Source organism: Bacillus thuringiensis (assembly GCF_001595725.1).
In the GTDB taxonomy this organism is placed as follows: Bacteria; Bacillota; Bacilli; order Bacillales; family Bacillaceae_G; genus Bacillus_A; species Bacillus_A thuringiensis_K.
Genome location: NZ_CP014283.1, coordinates 161889 through 180352, shown reverse-complemented (window position 1 = coordinate 180352; position 18464 = coordinate 161889). Strand labels below are relative to the sequence as shown.

Sequence of the window (18464 nt, the reverse complement as noted above, 5' to 3'; positions counted from 1 at the left end):
TTTCGTACAGTCGTTGGACACCTTTTGGGACGTTTTTGAGACAACAGTTTTATCTTTAAATGGTGTTCTTCAGACAATTAAGATTAGGTAATCAAACGAATATGAGCGACAGAGTGCGAGGGAAGCATTGTACCAATTACGGGTTCATACATGTCTAGGGCAGGGGAGGCAGTTCCACTCCTGCAACTTCAGTAAAATGCGAAATACATCTTCTTGTTCTAACTTAATTAATTTAAATCCTCGTATGAAAATAATTTGTTGCACAAAAATTGGTTAAAACATACAATTCTAGATGAATGTTTCTTTCATAGAGCCCAAATAGGAAAAAAATTTAGACATGATAAGAGTAACACTTCATTTGTAGGATTAGGTTAAATATGAAATAGTGATTACTATGGTATATCAGCTTGCAGACAGTATTAAGACAAGTCCAATGAATACTATAATCCGAATTGTCTCAGTAGAAGGAAGAATGGGATGGTACTGTTATGAAGGCAATAATAAAAATTAACTTTTTATGGAGGAATGTCCAGTGAAATATGATTCTTTAAAAGAAAGCAACTACTACCAGATAGAAACTTTTAACTATAGCAAAGATATCAAGAAGTATTTCGAACAAAATAAGGTAATATTTGGGCTTGGAAGTGAGTTAAACTTAACAGAGTTTATCAACTCAGATAAAGAGTTAGAACACAGATTTAAGACAACGATTAAATCATTTTTAAATATTAAAAAGGGTGATTACATACAGTGGACGCTAATCGAAAAAATTGATACAGAAGAGAACGGCTTTTTAGAAGTAAACAGAATACTAGGGAAAATAGAGCAGAATCTTCAAGAGGGGTACGAATTTATAGAAGGTATAGGACATTCATTACCAGTAAAAGTTATAGAGAAATCAACTCAGGTTAGAGAATCTATTGATTTTATGGCGTTCACTGAGGTAGAAGGTACTTATGACTTTCCTGAATTTAAGACATTAGAAGGCTTTGATAAGTTACAAAATGAAGAAATAACGAAATGGTATGTCAGATTCAAATATTTTGGTTTGGAGAATATTGAAGTTAATAATAATGAAATGAAAATTAAGTTTAAATATATTCCGAGTAAGGAGGGAAAGAGAACTATTTTAGATAAGCTAAATCTATTAGCAAAAGAACAAAATATAATAATAGGAGAATTTTTATCTAAGACCAATGCTGAACCTCAGGTTTGTAGGGTTATTGGAAAGGTAAAAGAAATTAATACAGAAGGAAATATAGAATTAATATTAGAGGTAATATCTCAAGAAAATAAGAAATACGAGTACTCTTCCACTGTAGATTTGAAAGTTTCAGAGGGAAATAAGGTTCTTGATTTTTTAACTACTAAGCTCAGAAAGAACAAAAACACTATCTTGTATGGACCACCGGGTACAGGGAAAACATATAATATATCAAATGAAATATTAAAAATTACAAATCCTTCTATGGTGAATAACAAAGAAATAGATAGAAAGGAAATAAATGAGGAAATAAAAAAATTACAAAAGAAGGGTAGGACTAGGTTTTGTACTTTTCATCAATCATATGGTTATGAGGAATTTATTGAAGGTTTGAGGTCAGATGGAAGTGGTAACTTTATAGTTGAAGATGGAATATTAAAAGAAGTAGCTATTCAAGCTATGTTTAGTGCCTTACCGTACGAATGTACAGCTGAGATTGTAGATAATGAAGAGAAGTTAGATGAGAAAGAGTTAAAAAGAAAGAAAAAACAAGTAGTTATGAAATATATAAATCAAGGCAGTACATTTAATTTTTTTAATTGTGACCAATATGTTGTTGTAATAGATGAAATAAATAGAGGTAACATATCGAGGATTTTTGGGGAGCTAATAACGTTATTGGAGGAGGATAAAAGGCTATGTCAGGAAAATGAAATAATAGTAAAACTTCCTTATTCTAAAGATGAATTTGCTTTACCACCTAATCTACATCTAATAGGTACTATGAATACATCAGATAAATCTATTGCACCAATTGATATAGCATTAAGACGAAGATTCAAATTTGCAGAGGTAATGCCTAAGGAGGAGCTTTTAACTAATGTTGGAGGAATAGATTTACATAAGATGTTAAAGAAAATGAACGACAGGATAGAGTATTTATACGATAGAGATCATAAGATAGGACATGCATATTTTATAAATTTATTAACCTTAGAAGACATAATAGAGACTTTTAAAGATAAGATAATTCCGTTATTACAAGAATATTTTTATGAAGATTTCTATAAGGTTGGTTTAGTATTAGGTGGTATAGGAACATCAAATGAAGAAAAATACATTGTATACAAAAAAGAAGCCAATCCTGAAATTTTATTTAATGATGCAGTTGATGGAGATTTCTCTATAGTAGATAGATACCATATAAAAAATACAATTGGAGTCGAGGAGCTACTAAAAATATATGAATAAATATATATGTGTGCGAGAATCTTTTGACTGGATAGGAATTGGTTCAAAAGCAGATGAATTAACACAAAAAGAATATAATGTATTAGTTAAATATTTGGAAAATAATGAAAAATATGATATAGAGAAGATAATTCAAAACAAATATAAGAAAATAAGATTCATTAATTATGTAGGTATTTTAAATATAGAAAATTTGACTATTGAAATACTTCCTAAAATATCATTAAGTGAAGATAAAAATACAGATAAGAAAATATTGTTAAGAATGCTTTCGAAATGTATGGATTTAGAACTAAATTTAGATAAGGAAATAAACTCCAGGTTACAAAGTTATAATTTATTAGAATTAGTAACCGAAAAATATATTGACAGTTTGTTGAAGGAACTGAATAAAGGCTTGTATTTTGAGTACGTAAATAAGGAAGAAAACTTGAATGTAATAAGGGGGAAATTATTACTTAATAAGCAGGTTAAATATAACTATGCAAATAAAGTAAGGGCTTATAATGCTTATAGTGAATACAGTTCTGATAATATTTTGAATCAGATTTTTAAATTAGCCTGTATTAGAATTTTAAACAAAGTTTATAACAATAAAATTATTAATAGGACTAAAAAAGCCATATTTGATTTAAGTAATGTAAGTGTTGTTACTATGAGTAGAGAAACATTAGAAATGACAAAACTAAATAGGCATAATGAAAGGTTTTCATCCTGTTTTGAATTAGCCAGATTTATTCTCTTAAATGTTGCGAATGAATCCTCTATTGGGAGTAGTTCTGGATTTACCATGTTATTTGAAATGAATACCTTATACGAAAAATATATAGGTTATTTAATCAAGGAGATATGGAAGGGAAAGGGAAGAAAAGTATTACTTCAAGATAAGAGTAAATACCTTTTACTGAATACAAAAACAAAACAAAAAAACTTCAATTTAAAACCTGATATTGTTTTAGGGGAAAATAACAGTTATCAAATAATTATAGATACGAAATGGAAAGCAGTTGAATATAGGTCTAAATCGTCTTTAAAGGTTGAAGATATATATCAAATGTATGCATATGTTTCTAGTTATAAAGAAGCCAAAAAGGCAGTGCTACTTTATCCCTGTCTAATTAAGGAAAAAGAATATCCAACTTGGGATTTATTACATTATGAAGGTAAACAAATAGAGGTGAAAACAGTAAGGTTAGATAGTTATGAAGATACTATAGATGATTTAAAAAACATAATTGTGGAGAATTAAAAAATTTTGAGGATATTAATTGCTTTACAATGGCTAGTGAAAGGATGAATTAGACAAGGTACAAGGGGAACACCTAGTTAGGCAAAAACCGAATTTAAATACTTCAAAAATAGTATTAAGTAAGAAGCCTTTCTCAACTAGAAAGTTCAAGGGATTACAGGGATTAATTTTATGAACTTGTTAGAGCTATAAACAGCCCTTTTCAAAAAGTTAATTAATGAATTTAAGTAAATATTATAGGCACTCTTTAAGGTAGTCTTTTTTGTATGTAAGGTAGATCTATTGGATATATTAGTAGCTCTAACACTCCTGTAACCCAAGTTAAACTCATTACCGTATACAACAAAAGAAAACAATGTTAATAGACGTACTTTTAATGTGTAAATTTTCGTATAGAAAAAGGGTGAACATTTTGTTCCCCTTTTTTTCTTTATAAATTATTAATTGGACTATGTTTATTGTGTTGAATTATAATATCTTTACTTGTAATATTTACATATTTCCTAACCATCTCAATTGATGAATGCCCTAAAATCTTTTGAAGGGTCATTACATCACCATTGTTAAGCAGATAATACTTTGCAAATGTATGTCTGAAAGTGTGAGGAGAGACTCTTACTCCTTTAATTCCTGCATTATTACCATATGTTTTTAATCTTTGTCTAAATCGTGCAGGATCAACGGTATTTCCATAAACAGTAGTAAATATATGCAGAGTATCAAATCCCTCAATTTCAACTAGTAATTCACGCAGTAGCTTACTAGTCTTTTGGGAAATAGGTACATATCGAGTTTTACGATTTTTTGTATTAGTATCCTTTAATTCAATCACATTCGTTTTAAAATCAATATCCTCTTGTTGAAGGTTTAACGCTTCACTAATTCGCATGCCTGTATCAGCAAGTAACATCATTAATACATAGTCCCTAAATCCTGCGTATGTTCGTTGATTTGGCTGTTTAAGTAAAGTTTTTAATTGATCAACGGATAATGCTTCTATATTATCTTGTGCTTCTTTTAATGACTTAATTTTTGTAAAAGGATTTAATTGTATATATTCCACTTCAACGAGGAAGTTGTAGAATGCTCTCATATGTTTCATGATAGTATTTATATAAGAAACTGAAACACCAACGGATTTATATTTTTCCTTAACACAATGGTTGATTTTATGCTTAACGTGATCATTCTTCAAGTAATATAAAAACTCTAAAATGGTATTTGTATCGAGTGTATTAGGTGTTACATCTTCATGATGTTCTTCTAAATATCGGTGAAATACTAAGAAATATCCCTTCTTATTTTCGAGGGTTCTTCTCGCAAGACCTTCTGTTTCTTTTGCAAACATATAAATGTTAAATAACTCTTGGAATGTATAAGTTGTAACCTGTGTAACTTCAATGTTTGTACGATCTAACTTGGCTTTTCCTCTTTTACCTGTTCTAGACAAAATAAAACGCCTCCCTATATCGGTAATTTGGTTTACCGTATAAGAAGACGTGAATGACTTGCACCCTAAAAAGTAAATGACCGCAACACTAGGGTGGTTTTTGGTATGTAAGGTATAAAACATTAACATCTACAAACCCTTGTAGAATGCAATCTCTTGAAAACTATGACCCCGACTGGTCTCGAACCAGCGACCTCCATCCTGTCAACGTGGAGGTCTTTTAAATAATCTAGTCTTTTCTTTGTATTATAAACTCCCAAAACTTTTTTAATTCCTCACGTTTTTGAGGAGTCGCATTTTTTATATCTTCAAACCATTGATAAAGCTCAGGATCTTGTACGTCTGTAATTTGTCTTATTTCAGTTGTACCAAGGAGGTAATCGATAGATACTTCAAAAAAGGTGGCTAATTTTATCAATGTATTATAATCAGGTTCTCGATTTCCTTGTTCATACATTGCATATGTAGTTCGAGCAATCCCTAGTTGTTTTGCCATGTCTTCTTGACGCAGTTTGCGTTCTTTTCGAAGAGTGTGTAGTCTAGTGCCAAACATATGCTACCTCCTTTTAGGTGTTTTCTACATCAATTATAACGTCACAATATGTAACATTTAATAAAGTACACGAAATGTGTAAAAAATATTGATTTTAAACTTATTATTATGTAATATAATTATTAGTTACACATTTTGTGACAATGAAAGAGGGGGAATAATGAGGTTTTGGTTATTGGAAAAACGTAAAAATAAAGAGAAAACACAAGATTATATTGCATATAAGGCAAGAATATCTAGAAGTATGTATGCAATGATTGAAAGTGGTGAAAGAAATCCAAGTGTTCCTGTGGCAAAGAATATAGCTAAGGTACTAAATTTTAATTGGACTCTTTTTTTTGATGAGTAATGTCACGTTTTGTGTAACTTGAAGCGTGATAAGTTATGTTTCTATATTGTTTTCCTAAAACGAAATAAATTATTAGTTATTTTCAAGAAAATATTAGATAAGGAAAGTGTTTAATGTGAATATGAAAAGATTTGAAATGCGTGAAAAACGCTTAGCAGAACTACTAGGTGCAAAAGTACTATGGGAGTTTATTAGTGCAGTAACAGAAGAAATTGAAAAACAGGAATTAGAGTCGACACCAGGTTTATTAGAAGATCTATTTCTACATGTGAAAGAAACCATTCAAATTCAAAATATGAATCAACGTATAAAAAAAGCCCCTGTAAAAACAGAGGCTGATGGTATAAATAAAGATACAATATTTATGGAAGCATATGTAGAATTAATTAATCATAAGTTTGTTATTTCTGAATTAGCTGTAGAACTTTCATCTGTTCTAAAAGAATTAAATTGTTTTGTTCAATCATCTTTGCCACAGTTTCAAAGTAAGCTTAATTCTCAAGAATCTCAATCTGTTTCTCATTTAGGAAGTGATTGAAGCATTTTTTTCATTTCTTCACACTTGTATATATTATTATTGTTATTTGAGTATTCAACTAATTCATCGCAACAATTTTTGTATTTAATTATACTTAAAATCGCTAATGTGTGAATATCTAGTGTTAATTTTCTTTATATTAATCTTACACCTAAATATATCCAGCATAAGAATTATTCTTTAAAAAATGTGTAATTTATCATTAGTATCAAAAGGTACAATTTAAAAGAAGTTAAAACTAATAAAAGAAAACCTAAAACATAGTGGTAATTTCTGAATAAGGAGAGTGGTGTTATTTAAATTCAGAGAGAGGCACGGATTCTATCATGAAATAGATAAGTTGAACTTTATATTTAGGAAAAAAGAATTGTTAGAAAAGGGGGCTTTGTTTCTAAGCTTCTTTTTCTTTTTCAAAATTTTTATGTTGTGTCATCAAATAATGTGCATTCTAATCTTGTTTTGTTTCATCATTCAATTGTAGCAATAATTAGATACTTATTAAATATTAATATACAGTTTCTCGGTTCATCTGATCAGGAAATATTGGAGATATAGGAGATGTAATATTTTAGTGAAAAATATGATTAATTTTGGTAATATTGTAGATATTATCATATTTTTTTGTCGTCACTTATCTTCTTGGATATTTGTTTCAATTTTTTTTTGATTTTTAGTTTATTTTTTTCTTTCTCTAATTGTTTAAATAGTTTACTAGGTTTCAATTAATCACTTCCCTAATGAGTTAATACTTTATAATATTCATGGGGTTTTATATTATGACATAATTATTATTTTAGGAGGTAAGAATTCAATGGAATTAGTAATATTACATCTTTCAGATCTACACTTTGATAATAAAAATATTAAAGACATAAATATAGTACTAGATGCATTATGGAAAGATATTAAAAAGTTAGATTTAAAGGTTGATTATATTTTGTTTAATGGTGATTTGGTAAATAGAGGGAATGAAATGGAGCAATTTAATTTAGCTAAGACTGGATTTATTAACCCACTTCTAGAATCTACTAGTCTTTCTATTAATGAATTTTTTATGGTTCCAGGTAATCATGAAGTTAATAGAGATTCTATTAACCAATTTATTGATGGGAATATTACTGATAAGTTTAATAATCGAGATGATTTAAATTATTTTATTGACACTATTGATAAAAACAAGCAATTATTAGTAAGGCTTGATAATTATAATAAATTTAATGGTGAGCTACATAAGGAAAATTCAAACTTGAATACTAGTAATCCCATGTATTCAACATATATTTTTAATCATGGAGATACTAGAATTGGTCTGGCTTGCTTGAATACAGCTTGGGGTTCCTTTGGTGGGGATGATGATTATGCGAAGATATTGTTAGGGGAAAGACAGGTTGATAATTCTATAAATGATTTAGAAGATTGTGACTATAAAATCGCCATGTTACATCATCCTATCGAGTGGTACAAGGAGTTTGATAGAGAATCGGTTTATGATAGGTTAATAACGGGATTCAATATGGTAATGACTGGACATGTTCATTCACAAAATTATAAAGAAATAGCATTTGATAATTACAATACAGTATTTCTTAAAAGTGCTTCTCTGTTTCAAGGAAGAACTTATAATGGTTATTCTATACTAAAATTTAATTTTGAATCTAATGAACTTGAGGTCATATTGAGAGAATATTATGATGGGGCAAGAAGGGTATTTGGTAAAGCTGAGAGGATAGCAGAAGATGGTTTGCTGAAGTTAAGTTTGAATAAAAAAAAAAATGATAAAACATTAAAAAAAAACTTAACTATTAAGAAGACTTTAAAAGAAAAAGTTTTTATAGATATAAATAATAAACTTCTTTCTGTTTCTTCTGACTCAATGGCACCTAAAGAAATAAATGATATATTTGTTCCGCCATTTCTAACCACACAACCTGAAGAAAGTGGTAATGCTAAAAAAGAATTAATGGATGATGAGAACCTTGAATTAACGGATGTCTTGAATTCTGATAAGAATATTTTACTCATTGGGAAGAAGGAGATGGGTAAAACTACGTTAATTAACTATATTTGTAATTTCTATCTAAATAAACATGAGAATATAAGAATTCCGGTTATTATTGATTTCAATGAATTGCCAAAAGGGAAGAATGTAGTACACAAAGCGATTCAAAACTTTTTAATTAATTATGATATTGTAGATTTTGATATAAGTGAAAATTTAAAAAAAGGGAACTGTGTATTATTAGTTGATAATTTTAATCTTAAGAACTCAAAAAACTTAGAGAGATTTGTTGAATTTTGCCAAGAATTTGGTGGAAATAGATTTATAGTAGCTATGAATGAAGACATACTACAAACTATGAAAATTAAGGATCTACCTAACTTAGGATTTAATTATAGTAAGTATTACATTAACACTTTTAGAAGAGGACAAATAAGGCAGTTAGTCAAAAATTGGTTTTCTTTTAAGGATATAAACGATGATTTAATTTTAGATAGGGTAATTGCAAGTATAAAAAGTATTGGAGTACCTAGAACACCTATGTTTATTTCATTGATGCTGTGGATCCTAGAAAAACAATCTAATTTTGTTCCTGTCAATGAAGCGTCGCTAGTTGAAAATTTTATTGAAACTCTATTAGAAAAGTTGCATATCGAGGAAGCGAAGTATGAGACGGTTGGCTATAAAATCAAAAAAGATTTCTTGGCTTATATTGCTAGGAAAATGGTAGATAATAACGAATGTTATATTGAAAGGAGCCGATTTGAGGAATACTATGTCCATTATTTTAATTCTAAAGGATTAGAAATTAGTAGTGAGCTAAAGGAAACTTTTTTTCAAAAAGGAATTTTATTAAATAATGGTAATAAAATTTATTTTAGATTCACCTGCTTTTTAGAATACTTTATTGCTGTAGAAATGGCTGAAGATGAAAGCCTGTATGATAAAATATTAAGTAAAACTAACTACTTGGATTATATAAACGAAATTACATATTTCACAGGATTAAACCAAAAAAGAAAGAGTTATGAAATTCTGAAAATCATTGAAGAAAGGTTATTGGAATCTTTTCAGGAAATAGATGAAATCATAGACATAAGGGAAATATCAAGATTACCAGTAAAAGAAGTAATATTTTCAGCAATAGAAGAAGGAAATATTAAAACAAATTTAAAGGAAGTTAAACTAAGTGATGAGGAAAAAGATATTCTCTTGGATGCTAAGGATGAAAAACCAGCAGAACTATCCCATATTAAGGATAATAGAAAAGAGGAAGTTAAGGAAGAGTTTATTAAGAATCTGGAACTATACTCAAGTGTTTTGAAAAATTGTGAATTGATTGAAGTTGAAATGAAAAATGAAGCTTTGTCCTTAGCGATAGAGAAATATTGTAAGTTAGTTGGGGTAATATATAAACTTCTATATCAATTTCTATATGACGATTTGGAAAATGAGAATAGCATGGTAGATGCAGAGATGAAAGAGGATGATGAGCAAATCTACATGTTAACAGTGGGGGTTCCGTTAATAATTCAAAGTTTTACTTTAAAGAATTTAGGTACTCCAAAATTAAAAATTAGTATAGAAAGAGAAATTTTAAAGGCTAGCACAGATTTTGAAAAGTTAATGTTGGTTTCTTTATATGGTGATTTAAGATTAGAAGGTTACATTGGACAATATGAACTCTTGTTAAAATCTACAAAGTCTAAGTTAATTAAAGAAATTATATTTATGAAACTCTTTTACTATCAAGCTTTCTATACTATGAATAAATTTGAAAAATCTCAACTAGTTAATCTCCTTTCAGATGTAATTATCGAAAAGCAACAAATAAAAACTAAAAATGTTAAAGGTCAAATAAAACAAACTATAATGAAACAAAGGCTTTTAAATCAAAGGAAGATTATCGAATAATATTAGGAGCTTTCTTATTTCTGTATCTATTCATTTATTATTAAAAAGAGGTTATCTATAAAAGGTCATTTTTAGCGACCTTTTGAGACACCCTCTTCTCTTTATATCAACTTAATTATCAAAAAATGGAATTCAGTCATGAGCTATCGCCCTGTTACCGTCATTGCTGCTGTATAAATTGTATCTAAAGAACCGTCAGCACTTACGATTTCAACTTTATAACGGAATGTGCCTGTGTCCCAAATATTTTCGTCATATCCTGAGAAAGTAATAATTTCATCATTTCCTCCAGCTGGGACCCATTGATTTTTCCAATTGAAGAAAGTTTCATATTCTCCCCAGCTATCTCCATATTTCTTTTTGATGCTGACATTGTAATGAATATCTTCAGATCGGTTATTTGTAACTTTTGCAATTACGTTTTGTCCAAATCTGTATTCAGTAGCGTGTAATTGAACTGTAACACTGTTCACCGTTTCGCTAGGGACACAGATATAACGACAGAACTCGCTTGCTCCATCAGCATGTGCCTCGGGTGTTTTAATGTTCATAACCGTGAAACCGCCTAAAGCTAAAGCTCCTGTTAATGATGCTTTACCAAATGTTTTCACTTGAAATTCCCTCTAAGTATATTCTCGTTTTGTTTAATAGTTATCACCTTAAGTAGTTTTATAACATTAATTTAATCGAAAGCCTTTTTTCTTCGAGTGTATTCGCTATAATTCTTTCATCTTGTATTAATCTAATCTCTACATAAAATTCCATAGTTTTGATTCCATATATGTATCATGATTTACATAGAATAAATCTATTAATACGTTTTGGTTATTTACTTATCTTACCCTCCACATTTCCATTTATTATTAAAAACTTATTTTTATTATGTGTAATTACCGTATATTTACAATAAAAAAATAATCCTGTATATAAAATAAGTGCATAATAAAAAACGAACTAATACTACAGTTCGTTTTTTACCATTGATAATCTCTTTATAAACTCTATTAAGGTGGGGGCCTTTTAGCTAATTTAATCTTCCTTTTGTATTAAAAACTCCCAAAACTTCTTTAATTCCTCCTGCTTTTGAGGAGAGGCACTTTTAATAGCTTTAAACCATTGTTCTAATTCTGTATCAGTTACCTCAATATTATCTCTTGTAATGAATCCTATTTCTTCTAATAAGGATTTTGTGCTTATATTCATGGCATTTGATATCTTTTCTACTACTAAAAGTGTGGGTTCTACAGGTTTTCCAGTTCTTAAATCTACACCTTTTTCAAGTTTGTCTATATAAGTATGACTAACATCACATTTTTGAGCAAACTCGCGTAAGGATAGTTTATTTGTTAAACGATAATTTTTTATAATTTCACCAAGAGTTTTCTTCATATATAATCCTCCTAGTACAATTGTAAACAATAATTTACAAAAAGAAACTAAAATAGAGAAAAAACATGTAAAACATTGTTGACGATTAAGTAAACTATGGTTTACAATTGTTTTGTAATCATATGAATACATAAGTGGAGAGGAGTAGAGCAATGAATAAGATAGCTGAATTAAGGAAAGAAAAACTAATATCACAAGAAAAGTTAGCGGCACAAGTTGGTTTATCGCGCACTTATATTTCTGAGATAGAGAATAATAAAAAACAACCTAACGTTAAGTTAGCTATAAAAATAGCAAAAGTTTTAGGAACAAGCGTGGAATCTATTTTTAGCCCTTATTGTAAACTATAGTTTACAATAAGGGAGGTAGAGAATTTGATTGCTAATATAGCTGTTCCATCATAATTTAGATAGTCCAATTAATAGTAAAAAATACAGAAGAGGAAGTGTTCAATATGAATATGAAAACATTTGAAATACGTGAAAAACGATTAGCAGAACTACTAGGTGCAAAAGTACTATGGGAATTTATAAGTGCTGTCACAGAGGAAATTGAAAAACAAGAATTAGAGTCTACACCAGGTTTATTAGAAGATCTATTCGTACATGTGAAAGAAACCATTCAAATTCAAAATATGAATCAACGCACAACAAAAGCCCCTGTACAAACAGAGGCTGATGGTATAAATAAAGATACATTATTTATGGAAGCATATGTAGAATTAATCAATCATAAGTTTGTTATTTCTGAATTAGCTGTAGAGCTTTCATCTGTTCTAAAAGAATTAAATTGTTTTGTTCAATCATCTTTGCCACAGCTTCAAAATAAGCTTGACTCTCAAGAACCTCAACCTGCTTCTCTTTAAGGAATTTTATTTCTTTATGCTCAAATATGTTATTTACGGATTGTCGGATTAATTTATTATCTATGCACAACGTATTGTAGAATATGTTTTATTTTAAATTATATATATGTGATATAATATATAAATCATTTTTCGGGAGGAATTATTTATGAAGTGCAATAAATATAATTGGGTACATTTAAAGAGGGAAAGCGTATCAATGACCCTATAAACTACGTCTACCCTTATTATTGGAGGATAAAGTGTGAATTCATCTCATTCACATTCAATATTACGCCATAATCAAATTTTATTATGGCTCTGTGTTCTTTCTTTTTTCAGTGTTTTAAACGAAATGGTTTTGAATGTTTCATTACCTGATATTGCTAGTGATTTTAATAAGGAACCAGCAAGTATAAACTGGATAAACACAGCGTTCATATTAACTTTTTCTATAGGAACAGCTGTTTATGGAAAACTATCAGATCAGTTAGGCATCAAAAAGCTACTCTTATTTGGAATTATAGTGAATTGCTTCGGATCAGTTATCGGGTTTGTTGGACATTCGTTCTTTTCTGTACTTATTTTGGCTCAGTTTATTCAGGGAGCTGGCGCAGCTGCATTTCCAGCACTTGTAATGGTTGTTGTTGCGCGCTATATTCCAAAAGAAAATAGCGGTAAAGCATTTGGGCTTATTGGGTCCATTGTAGCAATGGGAGAAGGTGTCGGACCATCTGTTGGTGGAGTAATTGCCGAATATTCTCATTGGTCTTATATACTGCTTTTGCCTGTTGTAACGATTATCACTGTTCCCTTCCTTGCAAAATTATTGAAACAGGAAGATGTAATAAAAGGGAGTATTGATGTTAAAGGAATAATATTTATGTCCGTTTGTATTGTATTTTTTATAATGTTTACGACATCTTATAGAATTTCCTTTCTAGTTGTTAGCATTATATGTTTCTTGATATTTGTTAAACATATTAGGAAAGTGTCTAATCCTTTTGTTAATCCTTCGCTAGGAAAAAATATATCATTTATGATTGGAATCATTTGTGGAGGACTTATATTGGGAACCGTAGCAGGATTTATTTCGATGGTTCCTTATATGATGAGAGATGTCTACCAATTAAGTACTGCCGCAATTGGAAGTGGGATTATTTTTCCTGGGGCAATGAGTGTTATCGTTTTCGGTTATATTGGTGGAGTGCTTGTTGATAAGAAAGGTTCTCTATTTGTATTAACAACTGGAGTTGCATTTCTTTCTATAAGCTTTTTAGTAGCTGTCCTTTTTATAGAAACAACGCCTTGGGTCATAACAATTATAGTAATGTTTGTTTTTGGCGGGCTTTCTTTTACGAAAACAGTTATCTCTACCATTGTTTCAAGTAGTTTGGAACAAAAGGAAGCTGGTGCTGGAATGAGTTTGCTTAATTTCACAAGTTTTCTATCGGAAGGAATGGGTATTGCAATTGTAGGTGGATTATTATCGATACATTTGCTAAATCGAAAATTATTACCTATAAATGCTGATCCGTCCACTCATTTGTATAGTAATTTGCTATTAATTTTTGCAGGAATCACAATTACTAGCTGGTTAGTTACAATGAAAATGTATAAACGCTCAAGAAGAAATATATAAAAGAGCCAAAGAATTCATTTTTAAACGAATTTATTGTTATATTTTTTGGTAGTGAATATCTTACATCAAAAATTAAACGATTTTAAGTATAACCTCGTCCTAATTATAGAACGGGGTTATACTTGTTTAAACTTTTAAACGTAAATAACTCCATTGTTGCTTTATTATTTGTAATTACAACAAATTAGTTAAGAAAGACTTAAATACAAGTGGTTACTAAAATAGTGTCTTTCTTAAACTGTTCTCAATTAATGTACCTCATGTATCATACTTCTTATCTCATTTTTTCTAAGAGTCATCCCAGTTTTAGAAACTGTGTAACGGAAACCAAAGAAACATGAAGCCAATTAATATAGTAAAAGAACAATTCAAAAATATGTTGAGATTATAAAATGGTGCCAAGAAAGGATTGCTCATTTTATGCTTCTACAGTTCATACAATAAATTGATGAATTTCTAAAAGCGGAACCATATTTGGAAATTTAGGCTGATGGTGAGTAAAGTAAAGGTGCTTGGTGTTGTGAAAAATTAGGTAGTTTAAAAGGGGATTTTTTATGAAGAATGAACGAGTAGTAACTTGTAATAAAAAAGGAAGTATTGCAGTCGTTACAATTCAAAATCCACCAGTCAACACTTTAAGTTTAGAAGTAGTTCAACAATTAGTAGATGTATTAGAGAAAATAGAAATTGATAATGATATTTCAGTCGTAATTATAACTGGAAGTGGAGAAAAGGCCTTTGTAGCAGGAGGGAATATAAAAGAATTTCCAGATTGGATGGGCAAAGGTGAAAAATATGCCGAGATGAAATCATTAGAATTGCAACAACCTCTTAAGCAACTAGAGAATCTGTCTAAACCGACTATAGCTGCTGTTAATGGGTTAGCGCTAGGTGGTGGATGTGAATTAGCACTTGCTTGTGACTTAAGGATAATAGAAGAACAATCTTTAATTGGATTACCGGAAATTACGTTAGGTTTATTTCCTGGGGCTGGAGGAACCCAACGCTTACCTAGATTAATTGGGGAAGGGAAAGCAAAAGAGATGATGTTCACAGGGAAATCGATTACAGCTAAAGAAGCAAAAGAAATAGGCTTGGTTAACTACATTACCCCTCGAGGAGAGGCGTTAAATAAAGCAAAAGAGATTGCAAGGGATATAAGTAAATTTTCTCTTCCCGCTCTCGCCTATATGAAGTTGGCAATTCGCGAAGGGGCAGCAGTACCTTTACAAGAAGGGCTTGAGATTGAAGCGCGTTACTTTGGAAAAGTATTTCAAACAGAAGATGTGAAGGAGGGGGTAAAGGCATTTATTGAAAAAAGAATGCCGCATTTTACAAATAAATAAAATGGGACGAAAAAATTTATCAAGGTTTATTCTACACTATGTCAACATAGATGCTGTTTTTAAAGCTATTTATTTGTTTTTCGCAACACCTTTCAGATCTAGTTCGTCTAATAAATAGATTTGTAGTAGCATGTATATTTCAAAAGTGAAAATAAATAAAAAAGCGGAGGAATAGAATGGAAAATGGTACAAATGAAAAGGAAATAAATCACACGCCTTTAGTAAGTGTATTAATTCCTACGTATAATCGTCCACACTACTTTGAAAAAGCTTTATGTAGTGTATTAGAACAAACGTATCCTAATATAGAAATTATAATAGGAGATGATAGTACAAACGACGAAACAGAGAAAGTGTTACAAAAGTACTTGTATGATCATTCAAATATTATTTATATAAAAAATAGGTCAACTCTTGGACAGTTTGAAAACTCACTTATGTTATTTCATAAAGCGAAAGGTGAGTATATAAATTTCTTAATGGATGATGATTTATTCCATATAAATAAAATTGAAAAAATGATGAAATACTTTTTAAATGATCTAGATAATGAAATTAAGCTTGTAACATCCCATCGCCAAGTAATGGATGCAGAAGGAAACCTATCACCAGATGTTTATTCAACGATGCGTTTATTTTATACAGATACGATTATAGATGGGCCACAATTAGGAAATATGGTGATTATGAATCAAAAGAATTATATAGGAGAACCGACAACGGTTTTATTTCGTAAAAGTGATTTAACAGAACCGTATGGTGTGTTTGATAAAAGGCGGTATCTTTGCAACGTAGATGTAGCTTCATGGTTATCCTTATTAAGTAAAGGGAAAGCAGTATATATAGCGGAGACACTCAGTTACTTTCGATTACATTCAAATCAGCAGTTAAATGAATCTAATAAAATGATGGATGGCTTAGAAGATTTTTCGCATAGTATTATTGCTGGAGAAAAATATGGTTTCTTATCTTCCGAAGAGGAGTTAGATAAAGCTATTACTAATTTTCTAGACTATGCAAGAAGAATTGTTCCATCATCCATATTATATTCATTGGACTACTATCAACAAATCAAGCTAAAGAAAATAAATATTGAAAAGAAAAAACAGCGTATGAATATCAACTCGCACCTTCCAAAAGTCAGTATACTAATTCCTGCCTACAATAGACCTCATTACTTAGAATTAGCCCTCAAAAGTGCTTTGAATCAAACCTATGAAAATATAGAAATTATAATTTCTGACGATAGTACAAATGATGAAGTAAAAGCAATGATCCAACCATACTTAAAAGAATATGAATATATAACATATGTTAAAAATGAAAATCCATTGGTGGCTGAAAATTTTAATCAATGTATAGAGCTTGCTACTGGTGAATATATAAATTTTTTATTAGATGATGATTTATTTCATCATGAAAAGATTGAGAGAATGATGAAATACTTTTCTGAATTAGAAAACATTGCATTTGTGACGTCGTATCGTGAACTGATTGATGAGAATGGAGAGATATTACCACCCTCAACATTGAATGTAAAAATTGCCACAGAAACTACAATTTTTGAAGGGAAAACACTAGGGAATTATATGTTGAAAAACTTGAAAAACGTAGTTGGAGAACCTACAACGGTTTTGTTTAATCGTAATTTTTTTGGAGGGAAATTTGGTTATTTTAAGGGGAAAGCGTATTCTTCTATTAATGACATTGCAACTTGGTTAGATATGATGAGGAAAGGAAAAGTAGTTTATATACAGGAACCTCTTAGCTACTTTAGACAACATAGTGGACAAAATCAAAAACAAATGCACTTTATATTAATGACAATTGAAGAATGGATTGAATTAATTACAGATGCACATAATAGTGGGTTTTTAAGTGCTGAACGAGATTATAAAGAGAGCTTATCTTATTGTTTGGAGAATGCGGGATTTATACTGAAGGATGCAGTAAGAAGTGGAGAACTAAATCAAATTTATAATGAAAAGATAAAAAGCGGGTTAAATAAACTAGTTACTCATATATTCGAGAAAGATATTTGTTATTGCCAATATTGCAATCAAGAATTTAAAAGTTTTTCTCCTTGGCCAGCACATTATGATTTTCTAAAATATGAATTTGAGATGTGGAATAAAGATACAGGTATCTGTCCAGTTTGCTATTCGATGGATCGTGACAGGTTGTATCGTGCGTACATTGAAACGGAAACGGATTTGTTAAGTAGGAGTTATACTATGCTTCATATTGCACCTGAAGTGAAGGTAAGAGGATGGCTTAGCCAGTTTAAAAACATTACTTATATATGTGGGGATTTAGTACCAAAGGATTCTTTAATGGAGGAAATTGATATTACGAGAATTGCATACGAAAATAATACCTTTGATGTTATTTTATGTAGTCATGTATTAGAACACGTGCCTGACGATGAAAAAGCAATGCGAGAATTATATAGGGTACTAAAGCCAAATGGATGGGGAATTATTCAAGTGCCAATCGTAATGAATGTAGATTTTATTATAGAGGATAAATCTATTGTAACGCCATTATTGAGAAAAATAGCCTTTGGTCAAGAAGATCATGTAAGAATTTATAATCGATCAGGATTTATTCAACGATTAACTGATGCAGGCTTTAAGTTGGAATTGTATAACATAGCTGAGAAACAAGGAATAGACATTGCTAGGAAATTCGGATTATCTGAAACGGATATGCTCTATATTGTCCGAAAATGATAGA

15 protein-coding genes are annotated in these 18464 nt (G+C 30.0%); 11 read left to right on the top strand and 4 right to left on the bottom strand.

What is annotated here, in order from left to right:
- The first annotated feature begins 532 nt into the window (after positions 1 to 532).
- Positions 533 to 2455, top strand: coding sequence for an McrB family protein (locus AXW78_RS26930; RefSeq protein WP_061884927.1), 1923 nt, complete (start codon positions 533 to 535; stop codon positions 2453 to 2455).
- On the top strand, positions 2448 to 3704 hold the full coding sequence (locus tag AXW78_RS26925; RefSeq protein WP_061884926.1) for an McrC family protein: 1257 nt from the start codon (positions 2448 to 2450) through the stop codon (positions 3702 to 3704). The genes AXW78_RS26930 and AXW78_RS26925 overlap by 8 nt, the downstream gene beginning before the upstream one ends.
- Positions 3705 to 4134: 430 nt before the next feature.
- Here AXW78_RS26925 and AXW78_RS26920 read toward each other — a convergent pair whose 3' ends face one another.
- Positions 4135 to 5154 carry a tyrosine-type recombinase/integrase gene (locus AXW78_RS26920; protein ID WP_061884925.1) on the bottom strand — a complete coding sequence of 340 codons (1020 nt, stop codon included), beginning with the start codon at positions 5152 to 5154 and terminating at the stop codon, positions 4135 to 4137.
- A 229-nt stretch (positions 5155 to 5383) separates the two neighbouring features.
- Positions 5384 to 5707 (bottom strand): helix-turn-helix domain-containing protein, encoded by a 324-nt coding sequence (locus tag AXW78_RS26915; RefSeq protein WP_000468117.1) that lies wholly within the window; start codon positions 5705 to 5707, stop codon positions 5384 to 5386.
- A gap of 160 nt (positions 5708 to 5867) precedes the next feature.
- Between AXW78_RS26915 and AXW78_RS26910 the strand changes: the two genes are divergently transcribed.
- The 3 genes from AXW78_RS26910 to AXW78_RS26900 all read left to right on the top strand — a co-directional run bounded on the left by AXW78_RS26910 (position 5868) and on the right by AXW78_RS26900 (position 10507).
- The gene (locus AXW78_RS26910) at positions 5868 to 6056 is read left to right on the top strand and encodes a helix-turn-helix transcriptional regulator (RefSeq protein WP_061884924.1); all 189 of its coding nucleotides are present in this window, start codon (positions 5868 to 5870) and stop codon (positions 6054 to 6056) included.
- A 115-nt stretch (positions 6057 to 6171) separates the two neighbouring features.
- Positions 6172 to 6594: a hypothetical protein gene (locus AXW78_RS26905; RefSeq protein WP_061884923.1), complete on the top strand. Its 423-nt coding sequence runs from the start codon at positions 6172 to 6174 to the stop codon at positions 6592 to 6594.
- Between the two features lie 811 nt (positions 6595 to 7405).
- The gene (locus tag AXW78_RS26900) at positions 7406 to 10507 is read left to right on the top strand and encodes a metallophosphoesterase (protein WP_061884922.1); all 3102 of its coding nucleotides are present in this window, start codon (positions 7406 to 7408) and stop codon (positions 10505 to 10507) included.
- A 143-nt stretch (positions 10508 to 10650) separates the two neighbouring features.
- Here AXW78_RS26900 and AXW78_RS26895 read toward each other — a convergent pair whose 3' ends face one another.
- Together AXW78_RS26895 and AXW78_RS26890 are read right to left on the bottom strand one after the other, a co-directional pair.
- Positions 10651 to 11118, bottom strand: a complete 468-nt coding sequence (locus AXW78_RS26895; protein WP_061884921.1) for a hypothetical protein — start codon at positions 11116 to 11118, stop codon at positions 10651 to 10653.
- 418 nt (positions 11119 to 11536) lie between these two features.
- A complete protein-coding gene (locus tag AXW78_RS26890) occupies positions 11537 to 11896 on the bottom strand; it encodes a helix-turn-helix domain-containing protein (RefSeq protein ID WP_061884920.1) in 360 nt (119 codons plus the stop codon).
- Positions 11897 to 12048: 152 nt separating this feature from the next.
- Here AXW78_RS26890 and AXW78_RS26885 point away from each other — a divergent pair, with 152 nt between their 5' ends.
- The 6 genes from AXW78_RS26885 (at position 12049) to AXW78_RS26865 (ending at position 18460) form a co-directional block, all read left to right on the top strand.
- Positions 12049 to 12246, top strand: a complete 198-nt coding sequence (locus tag AXW78_RS26885) for a helix-turn-helix transcriptional regulator (protein WP_061884919.1) — start codon at positions 12049 to 12051, stop codon at positions 12244 to 12246.
- A 104-nt stretch (positions 12247 to 12350) separates the two neighbouring features.
- Positions 12351 to 12761, top strand: coding sequence for a hypothetical protein (locus AXW78_RS26880; RefSeq protein ID WP_061884918.1), 411 nt, complete (start codon positions 12351 to 12353; stop codon positions 12759 to 12761).
- Positions 12762 to 12909: 148 nt separating this feature from the next.
- The gene (locus AXW78_RS35780) at positions 12910 to 12972 is read left to right on the top strand and encodes a tetracycline resistance efflux system leader peptide (RefSeq protein WP_106081929.1); all 63 of its coding nucleotides are present in this window, start codon (positions 12910 to 12912) and stop codon (positions 12970 to 12972) included.
- Positions 12973 to 13005: 33 nt separating this feature from the next.
- Positions 13006 to 14382 (top strand): Tet(L)/Tet(K)/Tet(45) family tetracycline efflux MFS transporter, encoded by a 1377-nt coding sequence (tet, locus tag AXW78_RS26875; RefSeq protein WP_061884917.1) that lies wholly within the window; start codon positions 13006 to 13008, stop codon positions 14380 to 14382.
- A 554-nt stretch (positions 14383 to 14936) separates the two neighbouring features.
- A complete protein-coding gene (locus tag AXW78_RS26870) occupies positions 14937 to 15728 on the top strand; it encodes an enoyl-CoA hydratase (RefSeq protein ID WP_061884916.1) in 792 nt (263 codons plus the stop codon).
- Between the two features lie 176 nt (positions 15729 to 15904).
- A complete protein-coding gene (locus AXW78_RS26865) occupies positions 15905 to 18460 on the top strand; it encodes a glycosyltransferase (protein ID WP_000427372.1) in 2556 nt (851 codons plus the stop codon).
- Positions 18461 to 18464 lie beyond the last annotated feature (4 nt).